We start from the raw sequence: 22,169 nt of genomic DNA on the forward strand, positions 1-22,169 counted from the left end.
GATCTTGCTGCCGGTTCGTTGGAGGGAAATTGCCCGTATCTACTACATGTAGTAGAGTTAATCGCATGCTGTTGGAGCGATGGGATCATGCTGCAACGCGCGTCTCCCGCGCGATCGCCGCATTGATCGTCACCGTCATGCTCACAATCGCATTCGCAATCACCGCGGCCTCGCCTGCATCCGCCCACGACTGGCTCATCCACTCAGATCCGGCCGACGGCGTCTCGCTCGACGCTGCACCGGAACAAATAACGATGTCGTTTTCGGGCAACATCCTCGAACTGGGCACCGAGGTGGCACTACTTGACGCTGAAACAGGCGAGTACCTCGAGCTGCCGGAGCAGCCGAGTGTTGCTGAAGGCACCGTCACGCAGTCACTGGTGCCGCTTGATCAGGGTGCGTACGTGCTGAACTGGCGCGTGGTCTCGGAAGACGGGCACCCCGTATCCGGTGCAATCCATTTCGCCATCGGCACTGAGGTCATCACCGAGGTGCCGCGGGCCGCTGCCACCGGGGACGAATCGGAGTCGAACGCCGGGCCCATGATGGGTCTGCTGATCGGTGCCGGAATCGTAGTGGCGGCGATTGTGGTGTTTGTGATCGTGCGGGCCTCGCGCCACAGCAAAACGGCCGACAACACCGCTTCGGCCGATTCGGTGACCATCGCTCAAACGAGTGAAACCAATGAGGAGCAATCCAAATGAAACTGCCTGTGCGTGCAACCCGTGCATTCGCTATCTCGGCCGCAATCGCCGCATCCCTCGCCCTCACCGGCTGTGGTGCCCAGGGTGCTGAGCCCGAGAACTCGGCCGCAGCCGCCGATGTGGTTGAAGCGGGCCCCATCAGCGTGACCGATCCCTGGATCAAGGCCGTCGACATCGACAAGAACGACCACGGGATGACCGGTGCCTTCGGCACGATTAAGAACAACACCGACGCCGAGGTCAACATTATCGGTGCCAAGGCAGAAGTTGCCGGCATGGTCGAACTGCACGAAACCATCGTCGAGGCTGATGGCTCGAGCATGATGCAGGAGATCGAGGGCGGTTTTAAGATTCCCGCTGGTGGCACTCTCGAACTCAAGCCCGGCGACAACCACATCATGCTGATGCACCTGCAGAAGTCGCTCATGCCCGGCGATGAGGTGAAGATCACCATTGAATTTGCTGACGGCACCACCGCCGATGTCACCTTCGAAGTGAAGGAGTACACCGGTGGTAAGGAGACCTACGCACCCGACGGGTCGATGGGGAACAACCCACACGGCGGTATGGACCACAGCGGACACGGTGACCACGGCGACGATGCCGGCCACGAGGGCGGTATCAACCACGACGGTCACGACGAAATGGGTGAGGAGACTGGTCACTAAGTGACTGAACGGCAGAGAACGGATGCGGCCGCGCAGCAGAGCTCGGGAGTTCGCCGACGCGATGTGCTCGTGGGCGCCGCCGGTATCGGTGTCGGTGCGGTAGCCACGCTTGGCGCGGCTGCCGCAGTGCAGGCGGCAACCGCCGAGCCTGCGGAATTCGGGCGCTCTCGCACGAGCACCGCGGGCAGGCATCAAGCCGGCCTCGACCGGCCCCGCGCGCACGGAGTGTTCATCGGCGTTGATTTGGCACCCGAGGTTGACCGCGACCGCATCCGCTCCCTGCTGAAAATTCTCAGCGACGACGCCTATCGATTGATGGCGGGCAACCCGCCGGTGGGCGATCAAGAACCCTCAATGGCAGAGGTGCCCGCCAACCTCGCCATCACCTTTGGTTTTGGTCCGGGGCTGGTTGATCGCGTTGCGCCCGACCGCAAACCCGAGTGGCTGGCGCCGCTGCCAAAGTTTTCGATCGACCGGCTTGAAGACCGCTGGAGCCACGGCGACCTGCTGATCCTGGTGGCGGGCGACGACCCCCTCACCGTGGCGCACGCCCAGCGCATGATGCTGAAAGACGTGCGCGCCTATTCGACCATTCGCTGGCAACAAACCGGCTTCCGCAACGCGCACCAAAGCCTGCCGGAAGGAACCACCCAGCGAAACCTGTTTGGGCAGCTCGACGGCACCGTGAATGCTGCCGCCGACACCGACGAATATGACCGCCTGGTGTGGATCAACGACCAGACCGGGCCGAAATGGCTCGTGGGCGGCACCAGTTTTGTGTTGCGTCGCATCCATATGAATTTGGAAACCTGGGATGAGGTTGATCTGCCGGGCCGCGAAGCATCCATTGGTCGCCGCCTCGACACTGGCGCACCACTCACCGGCGTCAACGAACACGATGAGCCCGACTTCAACGCCCGCACTTCGGTGGGATTCACGGTGATTAACCCCATGAGTCACGTTCGCCGGGCGCGTCCAGACGACCCGAATATTCGGATCGTGCGCCACACCTACAACTACGATCACCCCGTCTCGGGTGTCGGCGGCATGGGTGCCGAGGTGTCCGACTCGGGGCTGCTGTTCGGTTCGCTGCAGGCCGACCCGCTCAAACAATTTGTGCCGATTCAGCAGCGCCTCGACGAGGGTGACCTGCTGAACACCTGGACGGTGCCGGTGGGTTCGGCCGTGTTTGCCATTCCGCCAGCAGCTTCGGCTGGAGGATTCATTGGCGACACGCTCTTTGAAGCGTAAAAATAGTTGTGGCTGACCAACTACATCCTGGTGATACTCGGGAAATGACAAATAGCATGGCAGCCATGAGCAAAATCGCTGTCGTACCCGGATCCTTCGATCCGATCACTCTGGGGCATCTGGACGTCATCATGCGCGCCGCAAACGTCTTTGACGAGGTGCATGTGCTGGTGGTGCACAACCCCGACAAATCGGCGATGTTGCCAATTGCCCGCCGCGTCGACCTCATCGAGCGCGCGATCGCGATGGGTGTGCCGCGCGACAATGTCATCGTGCGCTCGTGGAGCATGGGGTTGTTGGTCGACTACTGCACCGATGTGGGCGCCAATGTCATCGTGAAGGGGATCCGCTCGGCCGCCGATGTCGATTATGAGACGCCGATGGCGATCGTAAACCGGCACCTCGGCCGCATTGAGACCATGTTCATGATGCCCAACCCGCAGCACGCCCACGTATCAAGTTCGCTGGTGCGCCAGGTCGCTGGCCTCGGCGGCGATGTTTCGCCGTATGTGCCGCCGGTGGTGGCCGAGTTTTTGCAGGGCGAGAGCGATCCGAACGCCGCCTAGTCGATCGGCTCGCACCGCCGCTGCGTAGACTTGGGGCATGGCAACCTCTCCTTATGTTGTAAATGTGGCCACGCTGCTTGGCCGCCCCGGAGCCATGGAAGAGCTCACCCTCGAATTCGCGGTGCCCGAACGCATCGGTGAGGGGATGCTCTACCTTGATGCCGGCACGCAGCTGACGATCGAACTGCGCATTGAGATCCTCGTCGACGGCGTGCTCGCAACCGCCCAGTGCACCAGCACGCTCGTGGGGGAGTGCAGTCGCTGCCTGCAGCCGCTCAAACAAGAGTGGAGCGGGCAGATCACCGAACTTTTCGGGCTTGATGATCAGGACGAATCGCTCGACTATTTTGTGCGCAATGACGAAATTGATCTCGAAGGTCCGCTGCGCGACACACTCGTGCTCGAACTTCCCTTCCAGCCACTGTGTAAAGACGACTGCCTCGGCCTCAACCCCAATGACGGTACGCCGCTGGTTGAACCGCTACCAGAAGCCGAAGCAGAGGTGGATCCGCGCTGGGCAAAGCTGCAGGAGCTACTCGGATCGGATGCGCTCGCGGACGATAGTCGCGAAAAATAGCTCGCGGCCGCAAACCCGGGTCGCGCGCGACGAGGTTCTCGCGTAAGATTGAGGGCTGTGCCGGGCGCAAATGTGTTGAAGGTGCGATTGGGATTATCGATCCGCTGATCCGCATCCGGCAGAGCGCGTGCGAAAACGCACCGCGCCGCCGCAGCCCACACCTGGACGGCGAAGTCAGATAGCCGCCAGCAGACAGACTCGGTAGTGACCGAAAATTTAGAACAGGAATCAAACAATGCCAGTGCCCAAGCGCAAGCTCAGCCGCTCAAACACCCGCTCGCGTCGTTCGCAGTGGAAGGCAACCGCCCCAACCCTCGTGAAGACCGTCGAAAACGGCAAGGTGACCTACAGCCTTCCGCACCGTGCCAAGCTCGTTGAGGACGCCGCCGGCAACCCCTCGCACTACGAGTACAAGGGTCGCAAGATCGCGGACGCCTAATCGGTGGTGAAGCACTCAGTAACTCCCGACCCCGAGGTGGCCCCGTCAGCAAAACTGGCGGAGGCACTCGGGGTCGAGTTCATTCCCGAACTGCTGCAACAGGCACTCACACACTCGTCATACAGCTACGAGCACGGGGTGGCTGATTACGAGCGGCTCGAGTTTTTGGGTGACTCGGTGCTGAGCCTGGCAGTGGCCGCCATGCTGTATCGCGCCCACCCCGAACTCTCCGAGGGCGATCTATCGCGCCGTCACCACGCGTTGGTCTCGGCTGTCTCGCTCGCAGAGATTGCTCGCGGGCTCGACCTGGGTGACTATCTCTACCTCGGTAAGAGTGAGCGAATCACCGGTGGTCGGGATAAAGATTCAATTCTGGCCGACGCCGTGGAAGCGATTATTGGTGCCGCTTATCTTTCATGCGGTCACGAAGTGGCGGATGCGCTGGTGTTGCGGCTGGTTGAGCCGCTTAAAGACGATGCCAACCGTTTTGGCGCGGCAATTGACCCCAAAACGGCGCTCGAAGAGGCGCTTGCCGAGCGCGGTGGCGGTACACAGCATTTCACGGTGACCGGCACCGGCCCCGACCACAATCGGGTGTTCACCGCGCAGCTGGAAGTGCGCCGTGGTGACACCGTGGTGTTGCGCACCAGCGGTGTGGCCACGACCAAGAAGCAGGCCGAATTGGCCGCGGCACTTGACGCCTGGCACGAGGTGACCGGAACCGAGCGCCGCAAGCGGTAGCCGGTATGCCCGAGCTTCCCGAAGTTGAGGTGGTGCGGCGCGGCCTTGAGCGCTTTGTGACTGACGCTACGGTGACCGCCGTCGAGGTGCTCGACGAGCGGGCGCTGAAACGGCATCGCGGCGATGCACTCGATTTTGTTGACGGCCTTGAGGGGCAGGTCTTGCTGGCCCCGCAGCGGCGCGGCAAATTTTTATGGCTGCCGCTGGCTGATGCCGATGCGCCCACTCGCGTGCTGATGACACATCTGGGAATGAGTGGACAGCTGCTGATTCAACCGGTTGGCGCCCCCGACGAACGGCAGCTGTGCATCCGATTGCGGCTGGTGACGCCGGCCGGCGACGAACACGAACTGCGATTTGTTGACCAGCGCCGGTTCGGGTCGCTGGCAATCGACTCGCTGGCAGCATCCGGTACACCATCGCAGGTGGCGCATATTGCCCGCGATCCGCTCGATCCCGAGTTTGATGCCGCCGCGACAGGCGCCCGCTTGCGGCGTGGGCGCCGCGCGATCAAGGCGGTGCTGCTGGATCAGTCGGTGGTGTCGGGCGTCGGCAATATTTATGCCGATGAGGCGCTGTGGGCGGCGCGCCTGCACTGGGCGCAGCCGGCGAATACGGTTTCGGCACGCAAAGCGGGGGAGCTGCTGCGCGAAGTGCGCGCAGTATTTGAGCGGGCGCTTGCCGAGGGCGGCACCTCGTTTGATTCGCTCTACGTGAACGTCAACGGAGAATCAGGGTATTTCAGCCGCAGCCTGCACGCCTATGGCCGAGCAGGTGAGCCCTGTGATCGCTGCGGACGGTTGCTGCTGCGCGAGTCGTTTGCGAACCGGTCATCGTTCCGCTGCCCGCGCTGTCAGCGGCTGCGCTGATCTCGTTTGATTGGCCCGCCCCTGACGGCTCAGGTGCTGTGGCAGCTCTGATCCGAAATCTGGCCTTCTTTCTGCGCAGTATTTCGTTTACGATATTCCCATGAAGGAGAACGAGGTCACCGACCAGCAGATCCAGGCGTGGGTCGACGAAGCCGAGGCTGGCTATGACGTCGAGCTGCTAAAAAAACGTGGGCGAGGTCGTCCCGGTCGTGGGGCTGAGCCCATGCAGGTCGTGGCTGTGCGTCTGACGGCGGAGGAGCTGGCTGCGCTGGATGCCATTGCCAGGGCAGGGCAGGTGTCACGGTCCGAGGCAATTCGCCAGGCCTTAGCTGCATTTGCGGCATGAAGCTGCATCCGAGCGCGCTTAAGCACGGGCTTGAACCCGAGGACATTATCCAGGCGGCCTATTGGTCGCAGTGGATCGAACCACTGGATGATGATGACTGGCCACACCGTGAACTTCGGCTCGGCTTCGACACGAAGTCGCGGCTGTTGGAGACCGTCGTCTTGGTCTTCGAGAGCGGCTCGGAACTTGTGATTCATGCCATGCCGGCACGCAAGCAGTTCTGGGACCTACTGCCGTAGCGGCCTCGCGATGGCTGGGGACGTGCCCGCGCTGTCAGCGTCTGCGCTGATCGAGTAGCACAGCGATATTTTGCTGGCTATCGGCTGCGGGATGCACGCGGCTAGTCCTACTGCATGATGCAATTCGGGTTGCGGCTCACTACGCTCATGAATATGCGAACGCAAGCGAATGTGGGTCGACGGCTGCTAGGCGCCGCAGCCGTCGCCGCGTTTGCAACGGCAGTGCTGTCTGGATGCGTGCTCGCACCCGTGGTTTCGACCGTTCTTGAACCCGAAGACAACCCCGCGGGCTCCGCGCAGCACAACAGCACCCCCGCGATGGACGGAGCGCGAGCCCCGCGCCCCAGCGTGAAGGCCGAACTCGACCAGCCCGATCGGGCCGGCGCCCCCGACGGTGCGTCAGATGATGCGGCGCGCGATAACGACTCGGCGCGGCCGCGCGAAGACTCAATTTTTGGCCCGCCGCGCTCAAGCCCACCGGCACCACGGGTGACCGTGCGGATCGAACTGCCGCACGAGAGCTGATCCCAGCCGCCTCCCGCCGGGATCGCCTAAGCGGCGGCCCCGTCGGGTGCCGGTAGCTGCTGCGGCGAGCCGAGCTGCTCAGTGACCAGCACCGCGGTGATGGCGCTCGAGAGCATGATGGTTGAGAGCACGACGATCTGAAACAGGCCCGCCTCAACCGGGCTCGCACCCGCGAATACGGCGCCGGTAAAGGCTCCGGGCAACACCACCAGTCCGGTTGTTTTTGACTGGTCAATATTTGGCGTTGTCGCCAGCCGAACAGCTTCGGCACGAAAACGGGCCGTGGCAAAGCGCATGGTTGCGCCAAGCGCCAACCAACCGAATATTTCATCCCGATGATCAACCAGCTGTTCGCGCATCCGTTTTGCCGACAGTGTGGCAACGCTCATCGAGTTGCCGATCACGATGCCGCCGATTGCCAGCAAATACTGGGCGCCGAACTCCACCGCGCCGGTAGCGAACGCAACGAGCACTCCGACGGTGGCTCCGCTGAGTATTGACAACAACACCGCCCGCAGTACGATGCGGTCGAACCCGATGCTGCGGGTAGCGGTGAGTGCGGCCACCACCAGCATCACCGCAAGCCACAGCAGCACCCACCACACGCTCGTGATCATGAACTGCAAAATGACCACGAGTGCCGCCAGCTGGGCGGCGGCACGCAAAATCGCGGTGAGCGGTGCGAAGCCGTGCCGTGACTTGGCCTGCCACAGCAGCCAGGTCGCTACGGCGGCCATCAGGATGCAGACCGCGACGATGCGGGTGATATTGAGCCAGTCGGTCAACGCCATCCTTTCGTGTGCTCGCGCTCTCAGCGTACTGCTCGTCTGTGGCCCGTTGGCGCCGCAGACTGTCGCCTCGCCGGTAAACTCAGGGGAACGCATCCGCGCGAAGAACAACGACAAACACTAAGGGTTTAGGTATGCACCTCAAGAGCCTGACGCTCAAGGGGTTTAAGTCGTTCGCAAAACCCACCACGCTCGAGTTTGAACCCGGCGTCACCTGTGTTGTCGGCCCGAACGGTTCGGGCAAATCAAACGTTGTGGATGCGCTCGCCTGGGTGATGGGTGAACAGGGCGCAAAAACACTGCGCGGCGGCAAAATGGAAGACGTTATTTTTGCCGGAACCGCCACCCGAGGTCCGCTCGGCCGCGCCGAAGTGTCGCTGACCATCGATAACAGCGACGGTGCGCTGCCGATCGACTACACCGAGGTGACCATTCGGCGCACCATGTTCCGCTCGGGTGGCAGCGAATACGCCATTAATGGCCAGCAGGTGCGGCTGCTTGACGTACAAGAACTATTGAGCGATTCGGGTCTTGGCCGCGAAATGCACGTAATCGTCGGTCAGGGGCGGCTCGATAGCGTCTTGCACGCCAGCCCAGAAGACCGGCGCGGTTTCATCGAAGAGGCCGCCGGAATTTTGAAACACCGCCGCCGCAAAGAAAAAACCGTGCGCAAACTCGAGGGTATGGAACAAAACCTGCAGCGGCTGCGAGATTTGGTGACCGAGGTGCGGCGCCAGTTGAAACCGCTGGGGCGGCAGGCCGAGGTGGCGCGTCGGGCGCAGGGAATCGCGGCAATTGTGCGCGATGCGAAGGCTCGGCTGATGGCCGACGAGGTGGTGACGCTGCGCGCGCAATTGCGGGATGCGAACAGCACCGAACAGGCGCGCTCGACCGAGCGCATGGTGCTCGGTGAAAAACTCGACCGTGCCCTGCTGCGTATCGAGCACCTGCAGTCCGCGCAGCGCGGCGACGCGGTGGATCAGGCGCGACGCGTTGCCTTCGACCTCGAAAGCGTTCGCGAGCGGCTCCACAACCTGCAATTGCTTGCCGGTCAGCGTGAGTCGATGCTGCAAACCCGACTCGACGAACCGGCACTGCAGGTCACGGTGAGCGCACAGCAGCTGGCCGATGCCCGCACCGAAATCGAGCAGCTGCAGCAACGCACTGCGGCGGCCGAGCAGGCGTGGCAACAGACGCAGCTCGACACTCAGCGAGCGCGCACCGAACTCGACGAACTCGACCGCGAGATCGCGGCACAATCAGCACTGCTTTCGCAGCACGACCTCAAACGAACCGAACTGCAGGGGAAATCGGATGCGGCTGCCAGCAGGCTCGCCGCCGTGCGCGGTGAGGTGTTGCGGGGCGAAAACATGCGCCGCTCAGCAGCCGAACGACTCGAAGCTGCCGAACGAGAGCTGGCCGAGGTCGAGTCGGACACCGCCGCCGGTGAGGCCGACTCATCCGGCCTCGATGATGCCTACGAACAGGCACAGGACGAGGTGCGCGACGAACAGCAGACGGTGGATGAGCTGCGCGACAAACTCCACGAATTGGAACGCGAACGCGACGCACTTGATGCCCGCGCCACCGCCCTGGCACTGGCTGCCGAGGTAAATGATGGCGCCGAGGCACTCCTGGCCGCGCATCCCGACGGTATTGCCGGTCGCGTGAGCGACCACCTGCGGGTCACGGCGGGATACGAAACCGCTGTGGCCGCGGCGCTCGGCGGGTTTGCCGACGCGCTGCTGGCGACGGGAGCTGACCAGCTGTATGCGCTCGCGGATGCGGCGACCTCACTCGGCCAGGTGCAATTGGTTGCCGAGCTGATCGCTACGGGTCGAGATTCGGCCGTTGCGGGGATGCTCGACCAGCTCGAACAGGTGCTCGGTGAGCGGCCGGTGGCGGCGAGCGAGCGCGTCTCGGGCGTGCCAGCGGCAGAACGGATGCTTGCGGCCACGGTGTTTGTGACCGAGCTGCCGGATGCGCGGCGGGCAGCCCGCGCGTTCGAATTGCTGCCGGCTGCGGCACAGATCGTGACACTGCGCGGTGATGTGCTCACCGCATCCACGCTGAGCACCTCGGGTGTGGCCGCCGATGAAGAACCCGGTGCGAGCCGGATTGCGCTGGTGGCAGAGCGCGAGCGGGCCACCAGCGAGCTGGCGCAGGTGCGTGCCGAGGTCGACCGCATCGCCCTGCAGCTGGCGGATCGGCGTGCGGCACTGGCGGCCGCTAAAGAGCGTGCCGAGTCGGCGCTGAGCGATCTGCGCGGGTTTGATGCTGAGCTCGCGAAGCGGCGCGAAGCCCTCAACCGGGCCCGGGCCCGGGTGGAATCGGCTCGGGGTGAGCTCGAGCGGGCCGAAAAATCGTATCGACTCGCATCCGGGAATGTTGACGAGGCCGAAACGAAAGCCGAGCAGGCAAAACAGGCGCTGGCGATCCACGAACAGCAGCCGAGGCCAATGCTCGACGCCTCGCGCCGCGAAGAGTTTGCGAACGGCGTTGAACGCTGCCGTGAAGCGGAGGTTGAGGCGCGGCTGGCTCTCGAGACACTGCGAGAGCGGATGCGCTCAGAGCAGCTGCGGGTGACCGAGCTGCAGCGCAAACGTGCGGCCGAACAGGAAGCTGCCGATCGGGCCGCTCGCGAGCAGGTGGTGCGCCGCGCTGAGCTGGCGCGCACGCAGCGGGTGCTGGCAGCCATCCCGCCGCTGCTGGCATCGCTGGAGCGCAGCGTGACCGAGGCTCGGAACGAGCTTGCGGCCGCCGAGCGCGTCCGTGAAGCACAGGATGCCGAATTGCGCGAGCTGCGTGATGAAGAGGCCCAGCTGCGCAAGCGGGTGCAGGAAATCACCGAGGATGTGCACGCACTCGAACTGCAGATTTACGAACGCAAACTGCAGCTTTCAAACCTGCTTGAACGCGCCGCGAGCGAGCTCTCACTGCCCGAAGCCGTGCTGATTGCCGAGTACGGGCCCGATCAACCGGTGCCGCGTGACGATGCCGCAGTTTCCGAGGCAGCAGCGCAGCGCGCCGCGATCAGGGCCGAGGCTGAGGCAACGAAACAGGTGGCGGTGCAGCTGGCGGCAGACGCGGCGACGATTGCGGGCAAACCCGCGCCGAGCATCGAAACGGAAGCCGATGAGACGGTCGATGCCGAAGCCACCGAAACGGAGCCTGCCGAAATCGAGCCCGCTGCATCCGAGCCCGCTGCATCCATCAATGTCGAGATCGAAACCGTACCGTTTGATCGCGCTGAACAGCAGACTCGGCTCAAGCGCGCCGAACGCGAAATGCAGCAGCTCGGCCGCATCAACCCGCTTGCGCTCGAGGAATTTTCGGCACTCGAGCAGCGGCACGCCTATTTGCAGGAACAGCTCGATGATCTGCTGCGCACCCGAACCGATCTGATGAAAATTGTCTCCGACATCGACAATCGGATGCAGGAAGTGTTTGCAGCCGCATTTGATGACACCCGGGCGGCGTTCCACGAGGTGTTTCCCACGCTCTTTCCGGGCGGTGCCGGAGACATTCGACTCACCGACCCCGACAATTTGCTGACGACCGGTATTGAGGTGGCGGTTCGGCCGGCAGGTAAAAAGATCGACAAGCTCTCGCTGCTGTCGGGCGGTGAACGCTCGCTTGCCGCGGTGGCGCTGCTGGTGGCAATTTTTAAGGCCCGCCCCAGCCCCTTTTACATCATGGATGAGGTTGAGGCGGCCCTCGACGATGCCAACCTGGGGCGGTTGCTCGAGGTGTTTGCCGATCTGCGCGAGTCGAGCCAGCTGATCATCATCACCCACCAAAAACGCACGATGGAAATTGCGGATGCGCTCTACGGGGTGTCGATGCATCGCGACGGTATTTCGACCGTTGTCGGGCAACGCATCCGCGACCTCACTGAATAGTTCGGCGGACGTCTCGGCGTCACTGCGCTGTGCGCGAGGGTTCGCTGTGTCGTAGTTGGCGTTTGGTAGGCTGCGAACATGTCGGTATCTGCGCTGTCGGACAGTACTCAGAACTATCTCAAGGCAGTGTGGAGCCTGCAGGAGTGGTCGGACGCTCCGGTGACCGCGTCAATGGTTGCCGCAAGCACGGGGGTGGCGCTGTCGACCGCATCTGACGCGATTCGAAAGCTCAGCGCCCAGGGACTGCTGGAACACACCCGGTATAGCGTGGTGAGTTTGTCGCCAGAAGGTCGCGCTCACGCGGTGGCGATGGTGCGTCGCCACCGACTGATCGAAACCTTTTTGGTGGAGGTGCTGCACTACCGCTGGGACCAGGTGCATGCAGAAGCAGACATGCTCGAGCACGCCGTATCAGATTTTATGATCGACCGAATCGATGAACTGCTCGGGCACCCGCAGCGAGACCCGCACGGCGACCCCATCCCCAAAGCAGACGGCGCCGTGACCAAACCCGATGCGGTGCCGCTGACGGATATTGAAGCGGGTGCTCGGGTGCGGGTGGAACGGATCTCTGACGACGACTCAAACCTGCTGCAGTATTTCGCAGATCATGGCATCGTGTACGGCACGCTGCTCGAGACAAGAGCTTCAGCCCCGTACACCGACACCATCGAGGTGGCGGTCGTGGATCACGATACGGTGCTGCCGCTTGGGCGTGCTGCAACCGACGCGGTCTGGGTGGCGCGGCTCAAATAGTGGTGTGTGAGCTGCCGGCGCCGTTGCGCAATTTTTGTGCCGGCTAATGCCACCGCGAACATGAGCCCATAAAACACCGCCATGCCCGCACTGGTGGCGGCATCGAGCACGTACGCGAGCCAGAAACCCACGGCAGCACCGATTGCCGCGATCACCACGGTGAGCGTGATCATCACTGGCAATCGGGTGCTGAGCAGGTAGGCCGTGGCCGGTGGCACGACCACGAGTGCAATCACAAGAATGGCACCCGCGGCATGGAACGCGGCGGTGACGGTCACCGAGACCAGGAACATGAACGCGGTGTTGATGAGCCCGCCACGAATGCCGAGCGTGTCGGCGAACTCGGGATCGAATGTCGTGACCTTGAGTTTCGGATAGAACGCGGTGAGAAAAGCGGCGTTGACGAGCAGCACCGCGAGCATCACATACATATACGACGGCCCCAGCGAAACTCCACCGATGGTGAGGTGCCGGAACGCGGCGAGGTTGAGGTCGCCCGCGAGCACCGTGTGGGTGTCGAGGTGAAGGTTCGCGAAATTCATGCTCACCAAAATCACCCCACCGCTGAACACGGCCGGAAAGATGAGCCCCTGCGGGGCATCCCCGGTGAGCAGCCCCGTGCGCGAAAGCCACTCTGCGCCGAGCACCACCAGCAGGCCCGCCAGCGCAGAGCCGACAATGAGCAGGGGAGAGTCGAAATTGCGGGTGATGAAATAGCCGACAACGATGCCGGGGAACACCGAGTGGGCAATCGCATCGACGAGCATTGACCCCTTGCGCAGCACCACGAAGGTGCCGGGGAGCGCACAGGCGACGGCGGTGATGACCGCGAGCAGCATGGTGCCGATGGTGAAACTCATTGCGCGGTCCTTTCTGAAACCAGCTGCTGCTTCAGCGCCGCGCGAGCGCGGCTGCGCGCAAGGGCGCGGGTGATGATGCTGCGGCGCGGTGAAAACAGCAGCGAAACCATGAAGATCGCGAACAGTGTGAGCACGATCAGCGGCCCGGTAGGGATATTGCCCAGTGCGATCGACAGGTATGCGCCGATCCCGCTGCCCACCGCACCGAAGATGGCCGAGAGTGTCACCATGCCCGGCAAAGTGCGCGTCCATTGCCGTGCCGCGGCCGTCGGGGTGACGACGAACGCCACCATGAGCACCAGCCCGACGGCCTTAACCCCGATCACGGTGGCTATCACGATCGTGGTGAACATGAGGGTGTCGATCGTGTGGGCTCGGAGGCCGAGTACAGTGGCGTGATCTGGGTCGAAAGTGCGCAGCGCGAACTCTTTCCAGAACACGATCATCAAAAAGAGGGCAAAGGCACCGACCGTGATACTCGTGGTGAGATCAGCGATGGTGATCACCGATGCGTTGCCAAAAAGGTAGTCCTGGATGCCGCCCTTGCCGGGGAAAGCACCGTTGGCGATGATTCGCATGAGCAGCATCCCCGCGCCAAAAAAGATCGTCAGCGAAACCGCCATGGCGGTGTCGATACGGATTTTTGAGGCACGGGTGATGTCGTTGGCAAACAGCACTGCGAGAGTGCCGATGATGACCGCGCCGATGATCAGGGTGATCATGTTGCGGCCGTCGGCGCCGAGCACCAAAACGGCGGTCAAGAAAGCCAGTAGCGTACCGGGAAGGGCCGCATGCGAAATCACATCGCTGATCAGCGACTGCTTGCGCAGGTAGGCAAAACTGCCGAGTGCCCCGGCGACCAGGCCGATCGTCATAGTGCCGAACAGCACCATGCGGTAGGTGTGGTTATCAAAAAACTCGATCAGGCTCATGATGTGAACTCGAGGAAGGCATCGTCTTCGGCGGTGACGTCGTAGGCGGTGCGGATATTCTGTTTGGTGAACGCCTGTGCTGCCGGCCCAGAGGCGACGATGCGGCGATTCAACAGGGTCACGTGGTCGCAGTAGTCGCGCACTGTGGCAAGGTCGTGGTGCACAATGACCACCGTCTTCCCCCGGGTTCGCAACGAGTGGAGCACGTTGACGATCGCCTGCTGGCTTTTCGCATCGATGCCCTGGAACGGTTCGTCCATGAAATAGAGGTCGGGTTCCTGCGCGAGGGTGCGGGCGAGAAACACTCGCTGGCGCTGTCCGCCAGAAAGCTCGCCAATTTGGCGCGCGGCAAGCTCCGGGATTCCCGTCTGCTCTAGAGCGGCCATGGCACGGGCCCGTTCGGCCTTTCCGGGGCGTCGCAGCCAGCCGAGCGAACCGTAGGTGCCCATAGTGACAACATCAAGCACCGTGGTGGGGAAGTCCCAGTCGACGCTCATTGACTGCGGCATATACCCGACCCGCTGGCGTACGCGTTCAAGTGGACTGCCGAAGAACTCGCTCGTCCCGGTGAGGGGTTTTACAAGTCCGAGCATCGCTTTGATCAGGGTTGATTTACCGGCGCCGTTGGGGCCGACAATTCCCATCACGACCCCCTGCGGTACGAGGAAATCAACGCCGCGCAGCACCGGTGCATCCCGGTAGGCGACCGACAGGTTTTGAGTCGAGCAGGCGAACTGGAGCTGTTGTTCGCCGGCAGTTGCTCGTGTCGAGATGGTGTCGGTCACTGTGCGTCGCTTCCGAGGGCGTCGGATACGGCCTGAGCGTTGTGGCGGAGCACCCCGAGGTAGGTGTCGACTCCTGGTTCTGCACCGAGGGAGTCGGCGTAGAGCTCTTCGGTCGAGATTTCGACCTCCCAGCCGCGCGCACGAACTGCCTCTTGCAGGCTCTTGATGGCCTGCGGGTTGGCCTGGTTGTCTTGAAAGATCACCGGTACTTTGTTGTCGGCGATCATTTGAGCCAGCTCCGACAGTTCTCCGGCGCTGAGCGCGGCTTCGGTGGAGACAAAGTCTGTGGCATGCACCCTGAGGTTGTAGGTGTCGCCGAAATAATTAAACGCGTCGTGGCCGGTGACAAGGATTCGTGGCTCCGGCACGGTCGCCAGCAGCGACTCCACCTCGCTGGCGGTTTCAGCGATCTGCTCCTGATATGCGACAGCGTTCTTGCGGTAGAGCTCCGCATTTTCAGGGTCGATTTCACCGAGCTTGTCGGCAACGTAACCGACGATGAGTGACCATGCTTCGGGGCTGTTCCACACGTGAGGATCGTGCAGGGCGTTGCCCTCGTCGTCGGTTTCGGGCCACGCCAGCAGTAGATCCTGCGGGAGTTGCTCACCCACGGCAAGCTGTCGGTCGCCACGGCTTTCGAGCAGGTCGGTCATCTGCGCTTCCAGGTGCAGCCCGTTCCACAGCACCAGATCGACATTTTGAATTTTTTCGATGTCTTGGGTTGAAGGTTGGTAGGTGTGGGGGTCTCCGCCGGGCCCGACCATGGTGGTGACTTCCGCGTCGGGGGCAATATTCGCGACCGCATCGGCGAGATAGCCGGTGGTTGCATACACCGTGAGGGGTGCATCGCCACCACTTGTCTGGGGACTGGCCGAGCAGCCGGTGATCAGGAGTGCGGCGGCCGCCACCGTTCCCAGGAGGGCTTTGAAACGTGAGCGAATGTGCATTGAACGTCTTTCTTGTTAGGCATAACTAAAATGTTCGACGCGTCGTAGTTAGGGAGCATATCAGTCGTAGTGAGTTAATTGCACTAGTCGAATTCAATTGGTGCGTGGGGTGGTAACCGAGGGTGACACCGCCCACTCATACAGCACTTGTCGCCGGCGCATGACAAACTCGGAGGGTCATGACTGCATTCCTGCCCGACCTCATCCCCACGCTGAACGATCCCGACGCCCCGTACGAAGCCGACCATGCGCTCGAGGCGTTCCTCGACTGGACCCTCGAGCGTGGCATCGAGCTGTATCCGGCGCAAGAAGAAGCCGTGATGCACCTGGCGGCGGGGTCAAACGTGGTGCTCGCAACACCCACCGGCACCGGCAAATCGCTAGTGGCGCTCGCGGCTCACGCCTTTGCAATTGCCGCGGGCGGGCGCACCTACTACACGGCGCCCATCAAGGCACTGGTGAGCGAAAAATTTTTCAGCCTGGTTGAAACGTTCGGTGCCGAGCGGGTGGGGATGGCTACCGGCGACTCGTCGGTGAACCCGGACGCACCCATCATCTGCTGCACGGCTGAAATTCTTGCCAATCTCGCGCTGCGTGAGGGCCCGGATGCGGCGGTCGACCAGGTCGTGATGGATGAGTTTCACTACTACGGAGACGATCAGCGCGGCTGGGCCTGGCAGGTGCCGCTGCTGCTATTGCCGCGGGCACAGTTTTTGCTGATGTCAGCCACACTCGGTGATACCGAGCGGCTGAGCACCGATCTCACTCGCCGCACCGGCCGCGAAACTGAGCTTGTGGCCGGAGCCACCCGCCCGGTGCCGCTGTCGTTTTCGTATGTGCTCACTCCCGTGCACGAGACCGTCGAGAAGCTGCTCGAAGATGACGAGGCGCCCATCTACATCGTGCATTTTTCGCAGGCTGCGGCCGTTGAGCGAGCGCAGGCGCTGTCGAGTATGAAAGTTGCGACTAAACAGCAGCGCGACGAGATTGCGGCGGCGATCGGCGATTTCCGTTTCACCACCTCGTTTGGGAAATCGCTGTCGCGCTGGCTGCGGCAGGGAATTGGCGTGCATCATGCCGGCATGCTGCCGCGCTATCGGCGCCTGGTGGAGGTGCTCGCGCAGCGCGGCCTGCTGCGAGTGATCTGTGGCACCGACACGCTCGGGGTGGGAATTAACGTGCCGATTCGTTCGGTGTTGATCACCGCGCTCAGCAAATTTGACGGTCAGCGGATGCGGCACCTCACCGCCCGCGAGTACCACCAGATCGCGGGTCGTGCCGGTCGCGCCGGCTATGACGATCACGGCACGGTGGTGGTGGAGGCGCCCGATCACGTGGTCGAATACGAGGCCGCAATGACCAAGGCCGCGGGTGACCCAAAAAAACAGCGGAAGATCACGCGGAAACAGCCCCCGAAGGGGTTTGTGAACTGGACCGAGCAGACTTTTGAGCGCATCACTCAGGCCGAACCCGAATCGCTCACGAGTCACCTGCAAATGACGAGCGCCATGCTCGTTAACGTTGCCGCACGCGGTGGTGATGTAGTGGAGCATGTGCGGCAGCTGTGCTTTGACAACCACGAGCCGCCGGCGCGGCAATATGAGCTGGCACGCCGGGCGCTTGAGCTTGCCCGCACGCTGCTCGACGCGGGCATTATCGAGATTGACCGCGAGCATCCGCTACCAAACGGCCGTCCGCAGCTGCGGCTGACCGTTGATTTGCAACCAAACTTTGCGCTCAATCAGCCGCTTTCGCCGCTGGCGATTGCGGTGCTCGAACTGCTCGACCCCGAACCCGGCCCCGGCTCGGTGGGCACCGGCAACTATGCGCTCGATGTGGTGAGTGTGATTGAGGCCACGCTCGATGATCCCCGCTCGGTGTTGATGGCGCAGCAGCACCAGGCACGCGGCGAGGCGGTGGCGGCGATGAAGGCTGACGGCGTCGACTATGACGAGCGGATGGACCGGCTCGAAGAGATTACCTGGCCGAAGCCGCTTGAAGAACTGCTGCAGCAAGCCTATGACGACTTTGCGCAGTCGCAGCCCTGGGTGCGTGATTTTGAATTGCAGCCAAAGTCGGTGGTGCGCGATATGTACGAGCAGGGGCTGAGCTTTGCCGATTTTGTTTCGCGCTACGAGGTGGCGCGCTCCGAGGGGCTCGTGTTGCGCTACCTCTCGGATGCCTACCGGGCGCTCACCCGCACCGTACCTGAAGAGTATCGCAACGACGAGCTCAGTGACCTGATCGAATGGCTCGGTGAGCTGGTGCGGCAGATTGACTCGTCGCTGGTGGATGAATGGGCTGATCTGGTGGCTCCGGCAACTGATGACGATGAGTCGGTGGTGCCGCCGGCTCCGGCGAGCGTGGTGACGAACCAGCGGGCGTTTACGGTGCTGGTGCGTAACGCCATGTGGCGACGGGTGCAATTGGCTGCCCATGAGCGGGATGCTGAGCTCGAGGCGCTCGACCCCGATATCGGCTGGCCGAGCGTTCTTGATGACTACTACGGCGAATATGACGCGATTGAGATTGATGCTGCTGCGCGCTCACCGCAGCACTGCCGCATTGATCGGTCGCGCGAGTCGCAGGGCTATTGGGATGTGGAGCAGACGATTGTCGATTCCGAAGGCGATCTTGCTTGGCGTATCCGCGCCGAAGTTGACCTGGCGGCGTCGGCCGATGTCGGTGAGGCGGTTCTTACGGTGGCTGCCGTCGTTCGGCTCTGAGTTGCTTTGAACTGCTGGTAATAGAAGTTTCCAGTTAGTCGTTTATCCCTCAGAAATGAGTTCAGCGATCTGTCGCTGGCGTTGCAGCGAGCGGGCTTTTATTTCGTGCGCATCGGAACCGACGTCGTCAAGGTCCAGCCGATTCGTTGAAGTTCGGCTTCTCAAGTATTCAGGCCAGCCATTTTTCTCTCGCCGCTGGTGAAAAGAATCACAACGCGTAGATGCGGTCATGTCGCCACCAGGCGGTTGTGCTGGAGACGCCCGGCAGTCGGCCCTGTGGGTGCAGGCAGCCTCGTGGGCTCATAGCTCGTGTAGAGTAATGCAAACCGTTATCATTAGCTATTGCGGTGGTGGTGAAGCTGCCGCTGGAAAGGCAAGACATGACTCGCACACTGCGTGCGCGCGTTGCTGCGATGCTCGGTGCAACAGCGCTTGTTGCGGCATCGCTGCTTGGTGGCGTATCCGCGATGGCGGCGACTGAACCGCTGCAACTCGACAAGGGGCACATTGACCTGTTCAATCTGCACCTCAAAGACGACGGCAATGTTGGGCTCAACCTCAAAGAAGACGTAACCGGGCAGCACGTTCTGCACGAACCAGGCGATTTTGTACTTTTTGTCAAAGCGGATTCACTGGTGCAGAACCTTCCGGCCCAGGCCATCCCGCAATCTGTACCCAGTGACGGGGCCTACTATCTTCCCATCACCCAGGACCACAACCTGGTTTGGCCGGGCTGGGACAGCCTGCAGCTGCAACCGAAATACGGGGCAAAGCTCAAGGCCGATATCAACGTCAAGAGTGTCGATGGTCCCGGTGAAATTTCGATCTGGAGCAGCGGTGCCTGGGGTGGCGTTACGCCCCTCATGAAAGACGGTGACTACACCTTCCCCGGAACGATCCAGCAGGATATGGCCGCGCACGTGCATGCCAACTGGGCCTTCTCGAAGCCGGGAACCTACAAGCTCGTGGTGCAAGCAACAGTAATCAGCGAAGACGGCAAACTCACCTCCACCACCGAGGAAGAGACCTACACCATCGTCGTGCAGCCCGCCCCCGACTCGGTTTCAGTGACCGGTGCCGAAAAACCGGTGAAGGCTGGCCAAAACGTCACGCTTTCGGCTGCAAAGTCGCCCGAAAACGCAGGCTTTGAAACCTACCAGTGGGAGTCGCGCGAGATATCCGGTGGCGCGCGTGCCGCGGGCGATTGGAAAGCCGCTGGTGAGGGCGCATCGATCTCGGTGCCGGCCAAATCCGGTGTTGAATACCGTGTTTCGGTCACCGGCGGCAAAGACTACGGCAATAACGCCGCACCGGCTTCGGTGACTTCAGAGCCCGTGTCGATTCAAATCGCTGAAGATCCGACCGAAATGCCGCAGCCCACCGCGGAGCCTACCGCTGAGCCAACGGTCGAGCCAACTGAAGAACCGACCGGTACGCCCGGGCCAACGGCCGAACCGACCAGCACACCAGAGCCGACCAGCACACCAGAGCCGACCGGAAGCGCACCTGCGACCGGCGGCCCCACCGCATCCGTCACCTCGGAACCCGGAAACACCGAAGACGAGAACGGCGGCTCGGAGGGCAACGGCCCCGGCCAGCAACCTCCCGCAGGCTCGGGCGGGAATAACAGCGCCGGCGCCGACCAGAACGGTGCCGGGAAGCAGGCCGGCAATGGTCAGGCCGCCGCTGGTGGTGCCACCAGCACTCCGGGTCCCAAGACCGGCGGCAACCACCTCGCCGCCACCGGTGCCGAACCGATGCTGCCGATTGCATTCGGCGCACTCGTTCTGGGCGTCGCCGGTCTCGCGCTGCTGCGCCGCACCATGAGTGCCGAGTAGCACTCCCTGATCCGAAGGGGTGTTGGCCCGGCAGAGCGCCTGGCCAACACCCCCGAACCGATCAGCCATCAGCCCACAAGCAATTCCGTAAACATCCCCGTAACTCGAGCGAAAAACCTGACTTGAAACGACGACTCGCTGCTGCCACCGCGCTCACCCTCACCGCCGCCCTACTCGGCGGCTGTGCCGCTATTCCCGAAGCTGCCAGCTCGAGCGATCGCATCCAGGTGGTTACGACCACCGGCATCCTGGCAGATTTGGTGCGCAACGTCGCCGGCGATCAAGCAGATGTGGTGCAGCTGGTGCCCGATGGCGCCGACCCGCACAGCTACGAACCCACGCTGCGCGATGTGCGCGACGTCGTGTATTCCGATCTCGCGTTCACCAACTACCTCATGCTCGAAGAGCAGCGAGTGATCAGCACCATCGACGCCAACCTCCCCGAGCATGCCGTGCAGGTGTCACTCGCCGAAGAAGCGGTCAAATATGCCGCCGAAGTGATTCCCCTAGTTGAGGATGTGTCACTCGACTCAATCTGGCTCGGCTTTCGTGCCTCGGGCGGCGAATTCGTTGACGGAATCGACCGCTCATCAAAGGTTGAGCTTTCGACCACCGGAGCGCGGGGGCCCGGCGCGCTCCACGCCTATCTCACCGGCAGCTTCGGCGACGTTGAACGCTATTTTGACTCGAGCGACGGTGCCGACCCCTACACCGACAGGGTCACGCTGCCCGCTGACGCCCACACACATTTGAGCTGGACCTTTACCGCCCCCGGCTACTACGAGCTCGACCTCAAGGGCGAGCTGCGCAAAGCCCCGACCGATGACCAGCCAGAACCGGTTGCCACCGGAACGCTCGTGTTCGCGGTTGGAGTTGACCCCTACTCGGCACCGAACCGGCCCGGCGCGACCGTGCTGGATGCCGGCCACGCCGATATTGACGTCAGTCTCGAAAATCGTGAGCTGCGGCTGCTCGTCGACCGGGAGACAAACCGCGACTACTACGGCATTGAAGATGTCGTGATCGCGGTGCCAAACAGCACCCTCGTGCCCATCCCAGCCGATCCCGGCTACCGGTTTCTCGGGCACGCCGGCAGCGAAGTATTCCAGCTGCCACAGGCCGTGCTCGGCAAACATGTGCACGGCGAAATTGATCCGCACCTCTGGCATGACGTCAGCAATGTGATCGCCTACGTGCAGATCATCCGCGACAAACTCATCGAGATCGACCCAGCGAACGCATCCGCCTACGCGCGCAACGCCGCCGCCTACATCAAAGAACTCGAAGCACTCGACGATGAAATGCGCAGCTCAATCGAGCAGATTCCCGAGAGCCGCCGCACCCTCATCACCACCCACGACTCGTTTGCCTATCTTGCCAAGGCCTACGAACTGCGCGTTGCCGGCTATGTTACTCCGAACCCGGCTACCGAGCCCAGTTTGATCGAACGCCGTCGCCTGGGTGAAACCATCGAAAACCTGCACGTTCCGGCAGTTTTTCTCGAACCGAATCTGGCGCAGCGGTCGTCGACGCTCAACGAAATCGCCAAAGAAAAGGGCGTGCGAGTCTGTCCGATTCTCGGTGACTCGTTCATCCCCGAAGCCAATACCTACATCAAACTCATGCGCTTCAACGCGCATTCGCTCGTCGATTGTCTGGGGGAGTGATGCCGACCCTGTTCGCACCACGAAACCCAACCGACCTCCGAGA

General features: G+C 62.4%; 21 protein-coding genes. 16 read left to right on the forward strand and 5 right to left on the reverse strand.

The window, feature by feature from the left end:
* Positions 1 to 65: 65 nt before the first annotated feature.
* The 11 genes from PV375_RS00105 to PV375_RS00155 all read left to right on the forward strand — a co-directional run bounded on the left by PV375_RS00105 (position 66) and on the right by PV375_RS00155 (position 6,925).
* Positions 66 to 704 (forward strand): copper resistance CopC family protein, encoded by a 639-nt coding sequence (locus PV375_RS00105; RefSeq protein WP_332105615.1) that lies wholly within the window; start codon positions 66 to 68, stop codon positions 702 to 704.
* Positions 701 to 1,372: a copper chaperone PCu(A)C gene (locus PV375_RS00110; RefSeq protein ID WP_201522016.1), complete on the forward strand. Its 672-nt coding sequence runs from the start codon at positions 701 to 703 to the stop codon at positions 1,370 to 1,372. The genes PV375_RS00105 and PV375_RS00110 overlap by 4 nt, the downstream gene beginning before the upstream one ends.
* Positions 1,373 to 2,623, forward strand: a complete 1,251-nt coding sequence (locus tag PV375_RS00115) for a Dyp-type peroxidase (RefSeq protein ID WP_201522017.1) — start codon at positions 1,373 to 1,375, stop codon at positions 2,621 to 2,623.
* Positions 2,624 to 2,688: 65 nt separating this feature from the next.
* The gene (coaD, locus tag PV375_RS00120) at positions 2,689 to 3,189 is read left to right on the forward strand and encodes a pantetheine-phosphate adenylyltransferase (RefSeq protein ID WP_201522018.1); all 501 of its coding nucleotides are present in this window, start codon (positions 2,689 to 2,691) and stop codon (positions 3,187 to 3,189) included.
* 37 nt (positions 3,190 to 3,226) lie between these two features.
* The gene (locus PV375_RS00125) at positions 3,227 to 3,766 is read left to right on the forward strand and encodes a YceD family protein (protein WP_332105616.1); all 540 of its coding nucleotides are present in this window, start codon (positions 3,227 to 3,229) and stop codon (positions 3,764 to 3,766) included.
* Between the two features lie 235 nt (positions 3,767 to 4,001).
* On the forward strand, positions 4,002 to 4,205 hold the full coding sequence (gene rpmF / locus PV375_RS00130; RefSeq protein ID WP_201517404.1) for a 50S ribosomal protein L32: 204 nt from the start codon (positions 4,002 to 4,004) through the stop codon (positions 4,203 to 4,205).
* Positions 4,206 to 4,208: 3 nt separating this feature from the next.
* Entirely contained in the window at positions 4,209 to 4,946 is a 738-nt protein-coding gene (gene rnc / locus PV375_RS00135; protein WP_442903912.1) for a ribonuclease III, read from the forward strand.
* A 5-nt stretch (positions 4,947 to 4,951) separates the two neighbouring features.
* A complete protein-coding gene (gene mutM, locus PV375_RS00140) occupies positions 4,952 to 5,815 on the forward strand; it encodes a bifunctional DNA-formamidopyrimidine glycosylase/DNA-(apurinic or apyrimidinic site) lyase (protein ID WP_332105617.1) in 864 nt (287 codons plus the stop codon).
* 100 nt (positions 5,816 to 5,915) lie between these two features.
* A complete protein-coding gene (locus PV375_RS00145; RefSeq protein ID WP_201522021.1) occupies positions 5,916 to 6,161 on the forward strand; it encodes a ribbon-helix-helix domain-containing protein in 246 nt (81 codons plus the stop codon).
* On the forward strand, positions 6,158 to 6,400 hold the full coding sequence (locus PV375_RS00150) for a toxin (RefSeq protein WP_201522022.1): 243 nt from the start codon (positions 6,158 to 6,160) through the stop codon (positions 6,398 to 6,400). Before PV375_RS00145 ends, PV375_RS00150 begins: the two co-directional genes overlap by 4 nt.
* Before the next feature lie 153 nt (positions 6,401 to 6,553).
* A complete protein-coding gene (locus PV375_RS00155) occupies positions 6,554 to 6,925 on the forward strand; it encodes a hypothetical protein (protein ID WP_332105618.1) in 372 nt (123 codons plus the stop codon).
* A 26-nt stretch (positions 6,926 to 6,951) separates the two neighbouring features.
* Here the strand turns inward: PV375_RS00155 and PV375_RS00160 are convergent, their stop codons facing one another.
* The gene (locus PV375_RS00160; RefSeq protein ID WP_332105619.1) at positions 6,952 to 7,710 is read right to left on the reverse strand and encodes an ABC transporter permease; all 759 of its coding nucleotides are present in this window, start codon (positions 7,708 to 7,710) and stop codon (positions 6,952 to 6,954) included.
* Between the two features lie 137 nt (positions 7,711 to 7,847).
* Between PV375_RS00160 and PV375_RS00165 the strand changes: the two genes are divergently transcribed.
* Together PV375_RS00165 and PV375_RS00170 are read left to right on the forward strand one after the other, a co-directional pair.
* Complete coding sequence (locus PV375_RS00165) at positions 7,848 to 11,615, forward strand: AAA family ATPase (RefSeq protein WP_332105620.1); 3,768 nt, start codon at positions 7,848 to 7,850, stop codon at positions 11,613 to 11,615.
* A 78-nt stretch (positions 11,616 to 11,693) separates the two neighbouring features.
* Positions 11,694 to 12,371, forward strand: a complete 678-nt coding sequence (locus PV375_RS00170) for a metal-dependent transcriptional regulator (protein WP_332105621.1) — start codon at positions 11,694 to 11,696, stop codon at positions 12,369 to 12,371.
* Here PV375_RS00170 and PV375_RS00175 read toward each other — a convergent pair.
* From PV375_RS00175 to PV375_RS00190, 4 genes are read right to left on the reverse strand one after another with little or no spacing between them, the layout of a single operon-like run.
* On the reverse strand, positions 12,305 to 13,231 hold the full coding sequence (locus PV375_RS00175; RefSeq protein ID WP_332105622.1) for a metal ABC transporter permease: 927 nt from the start codon (positions 13,229 to 13,231) through the stop codon (positions 12,305 to 12,307). The genes PV375_RS00170 and PV375_RS00175 overlap by 67 nt on opposite strands.
* A complete protein-coding gene (locus PV375_RS00180; RefSeq protein WP_332105623.1) occupies positions 13,228 to 14,163 on the reverse strand; it encodes a metal ABC transporter permease in 936 nt (311 codons plus the stop codon). Before PV375_RS00180 ends, PV375_RS00175 begins: the two co-directional genes overlap by 4 nt.
* Positions 14,160 to 14,948, reverse strand: a complete 789-nt coding sequence (locus tag PV375_RS00185) for a metal ABC transporter ATP-binding protein (protein WP_332105624.1) — start codon at positions 14,946 to 14,948, stop codon at positions 14,160 to 14,162. The genes PV375_RS00180 and PV375_RS00185 overlap by 4 nt, the downstream gene beginning before the upstream one ends.
* Complete coding sequence (locus PV375_RS00190; protein ID WP_332105625.1) at positions 14,945 to 15,895, reverse strand: metal ABC transporter substrate-binding protein; 951 nt, start codon at positions 15,893 to 15,895, stop codon at positions 14,945 to 14,947. The genes PV375_RS00185 and PV375_RS00190 overlap by 4 nt, the downstream gene beginning before the upstream one ends.
* Positions 15,896 to 16,074: 179 nt before the next feature.
* Here PV375_RS00190 and PV375_RS00195 point away from each other — a divergent pair, with 179 nt between their 5' ends.
* From PV375_RS00195 to PV375_RS00205, 3 genes are all read left to right on the forward strand, one after another.
* Entirely contained in the window at positions 16,075 to 18,621 is a 2,547-nt protein-coding gene (locus PV375_RS00195) for a DEAD/DEAH box helicase (protein WP_332105626.1), read from the forward strand.
* A 380-nt stretch (positions 18,622 to 19,001) separates the two neighbouring features.
* Positions 19,002 to 20,459 (forward strand): choice-of-anchor M domain-containing protein, encoded by a 1,458-nt coding sequence (locus PV375_RS00200; protein WP_201522031.1) that lies wholly within the window; start codon positions 19,002 to 19,004, stop codon positions 20,457 to 20,459.
* 122 nt (positions 20,460 to 20,581) lie between these two features.
* On the forward strand, positions 20,582 to 22,126 hold the full coding sequence (locus tag PV375_RS00205) for an anchored repeat ABC transporter, substrate-binding protein (protein ID WP_332105627.1): 1,545 nt from the start codon (positions 20,582 to 20,584) through the stop codon (positions 22,124 to 22,126).
* Positions 22,127 to 22,169 lie beyond the last annotated feature (43 nt).

Origin of the sequence: Gulosibacter sp. GYB002 (genome assembly GCF_036577665.1) — a bacterium.
GTDB classification, from domain to species: Bacteria; Actinomycetota; Actinomycetes; order Actinomycetales; family Microbacteriaceae; genus Gulosibacter; species Gulosibacter hominis.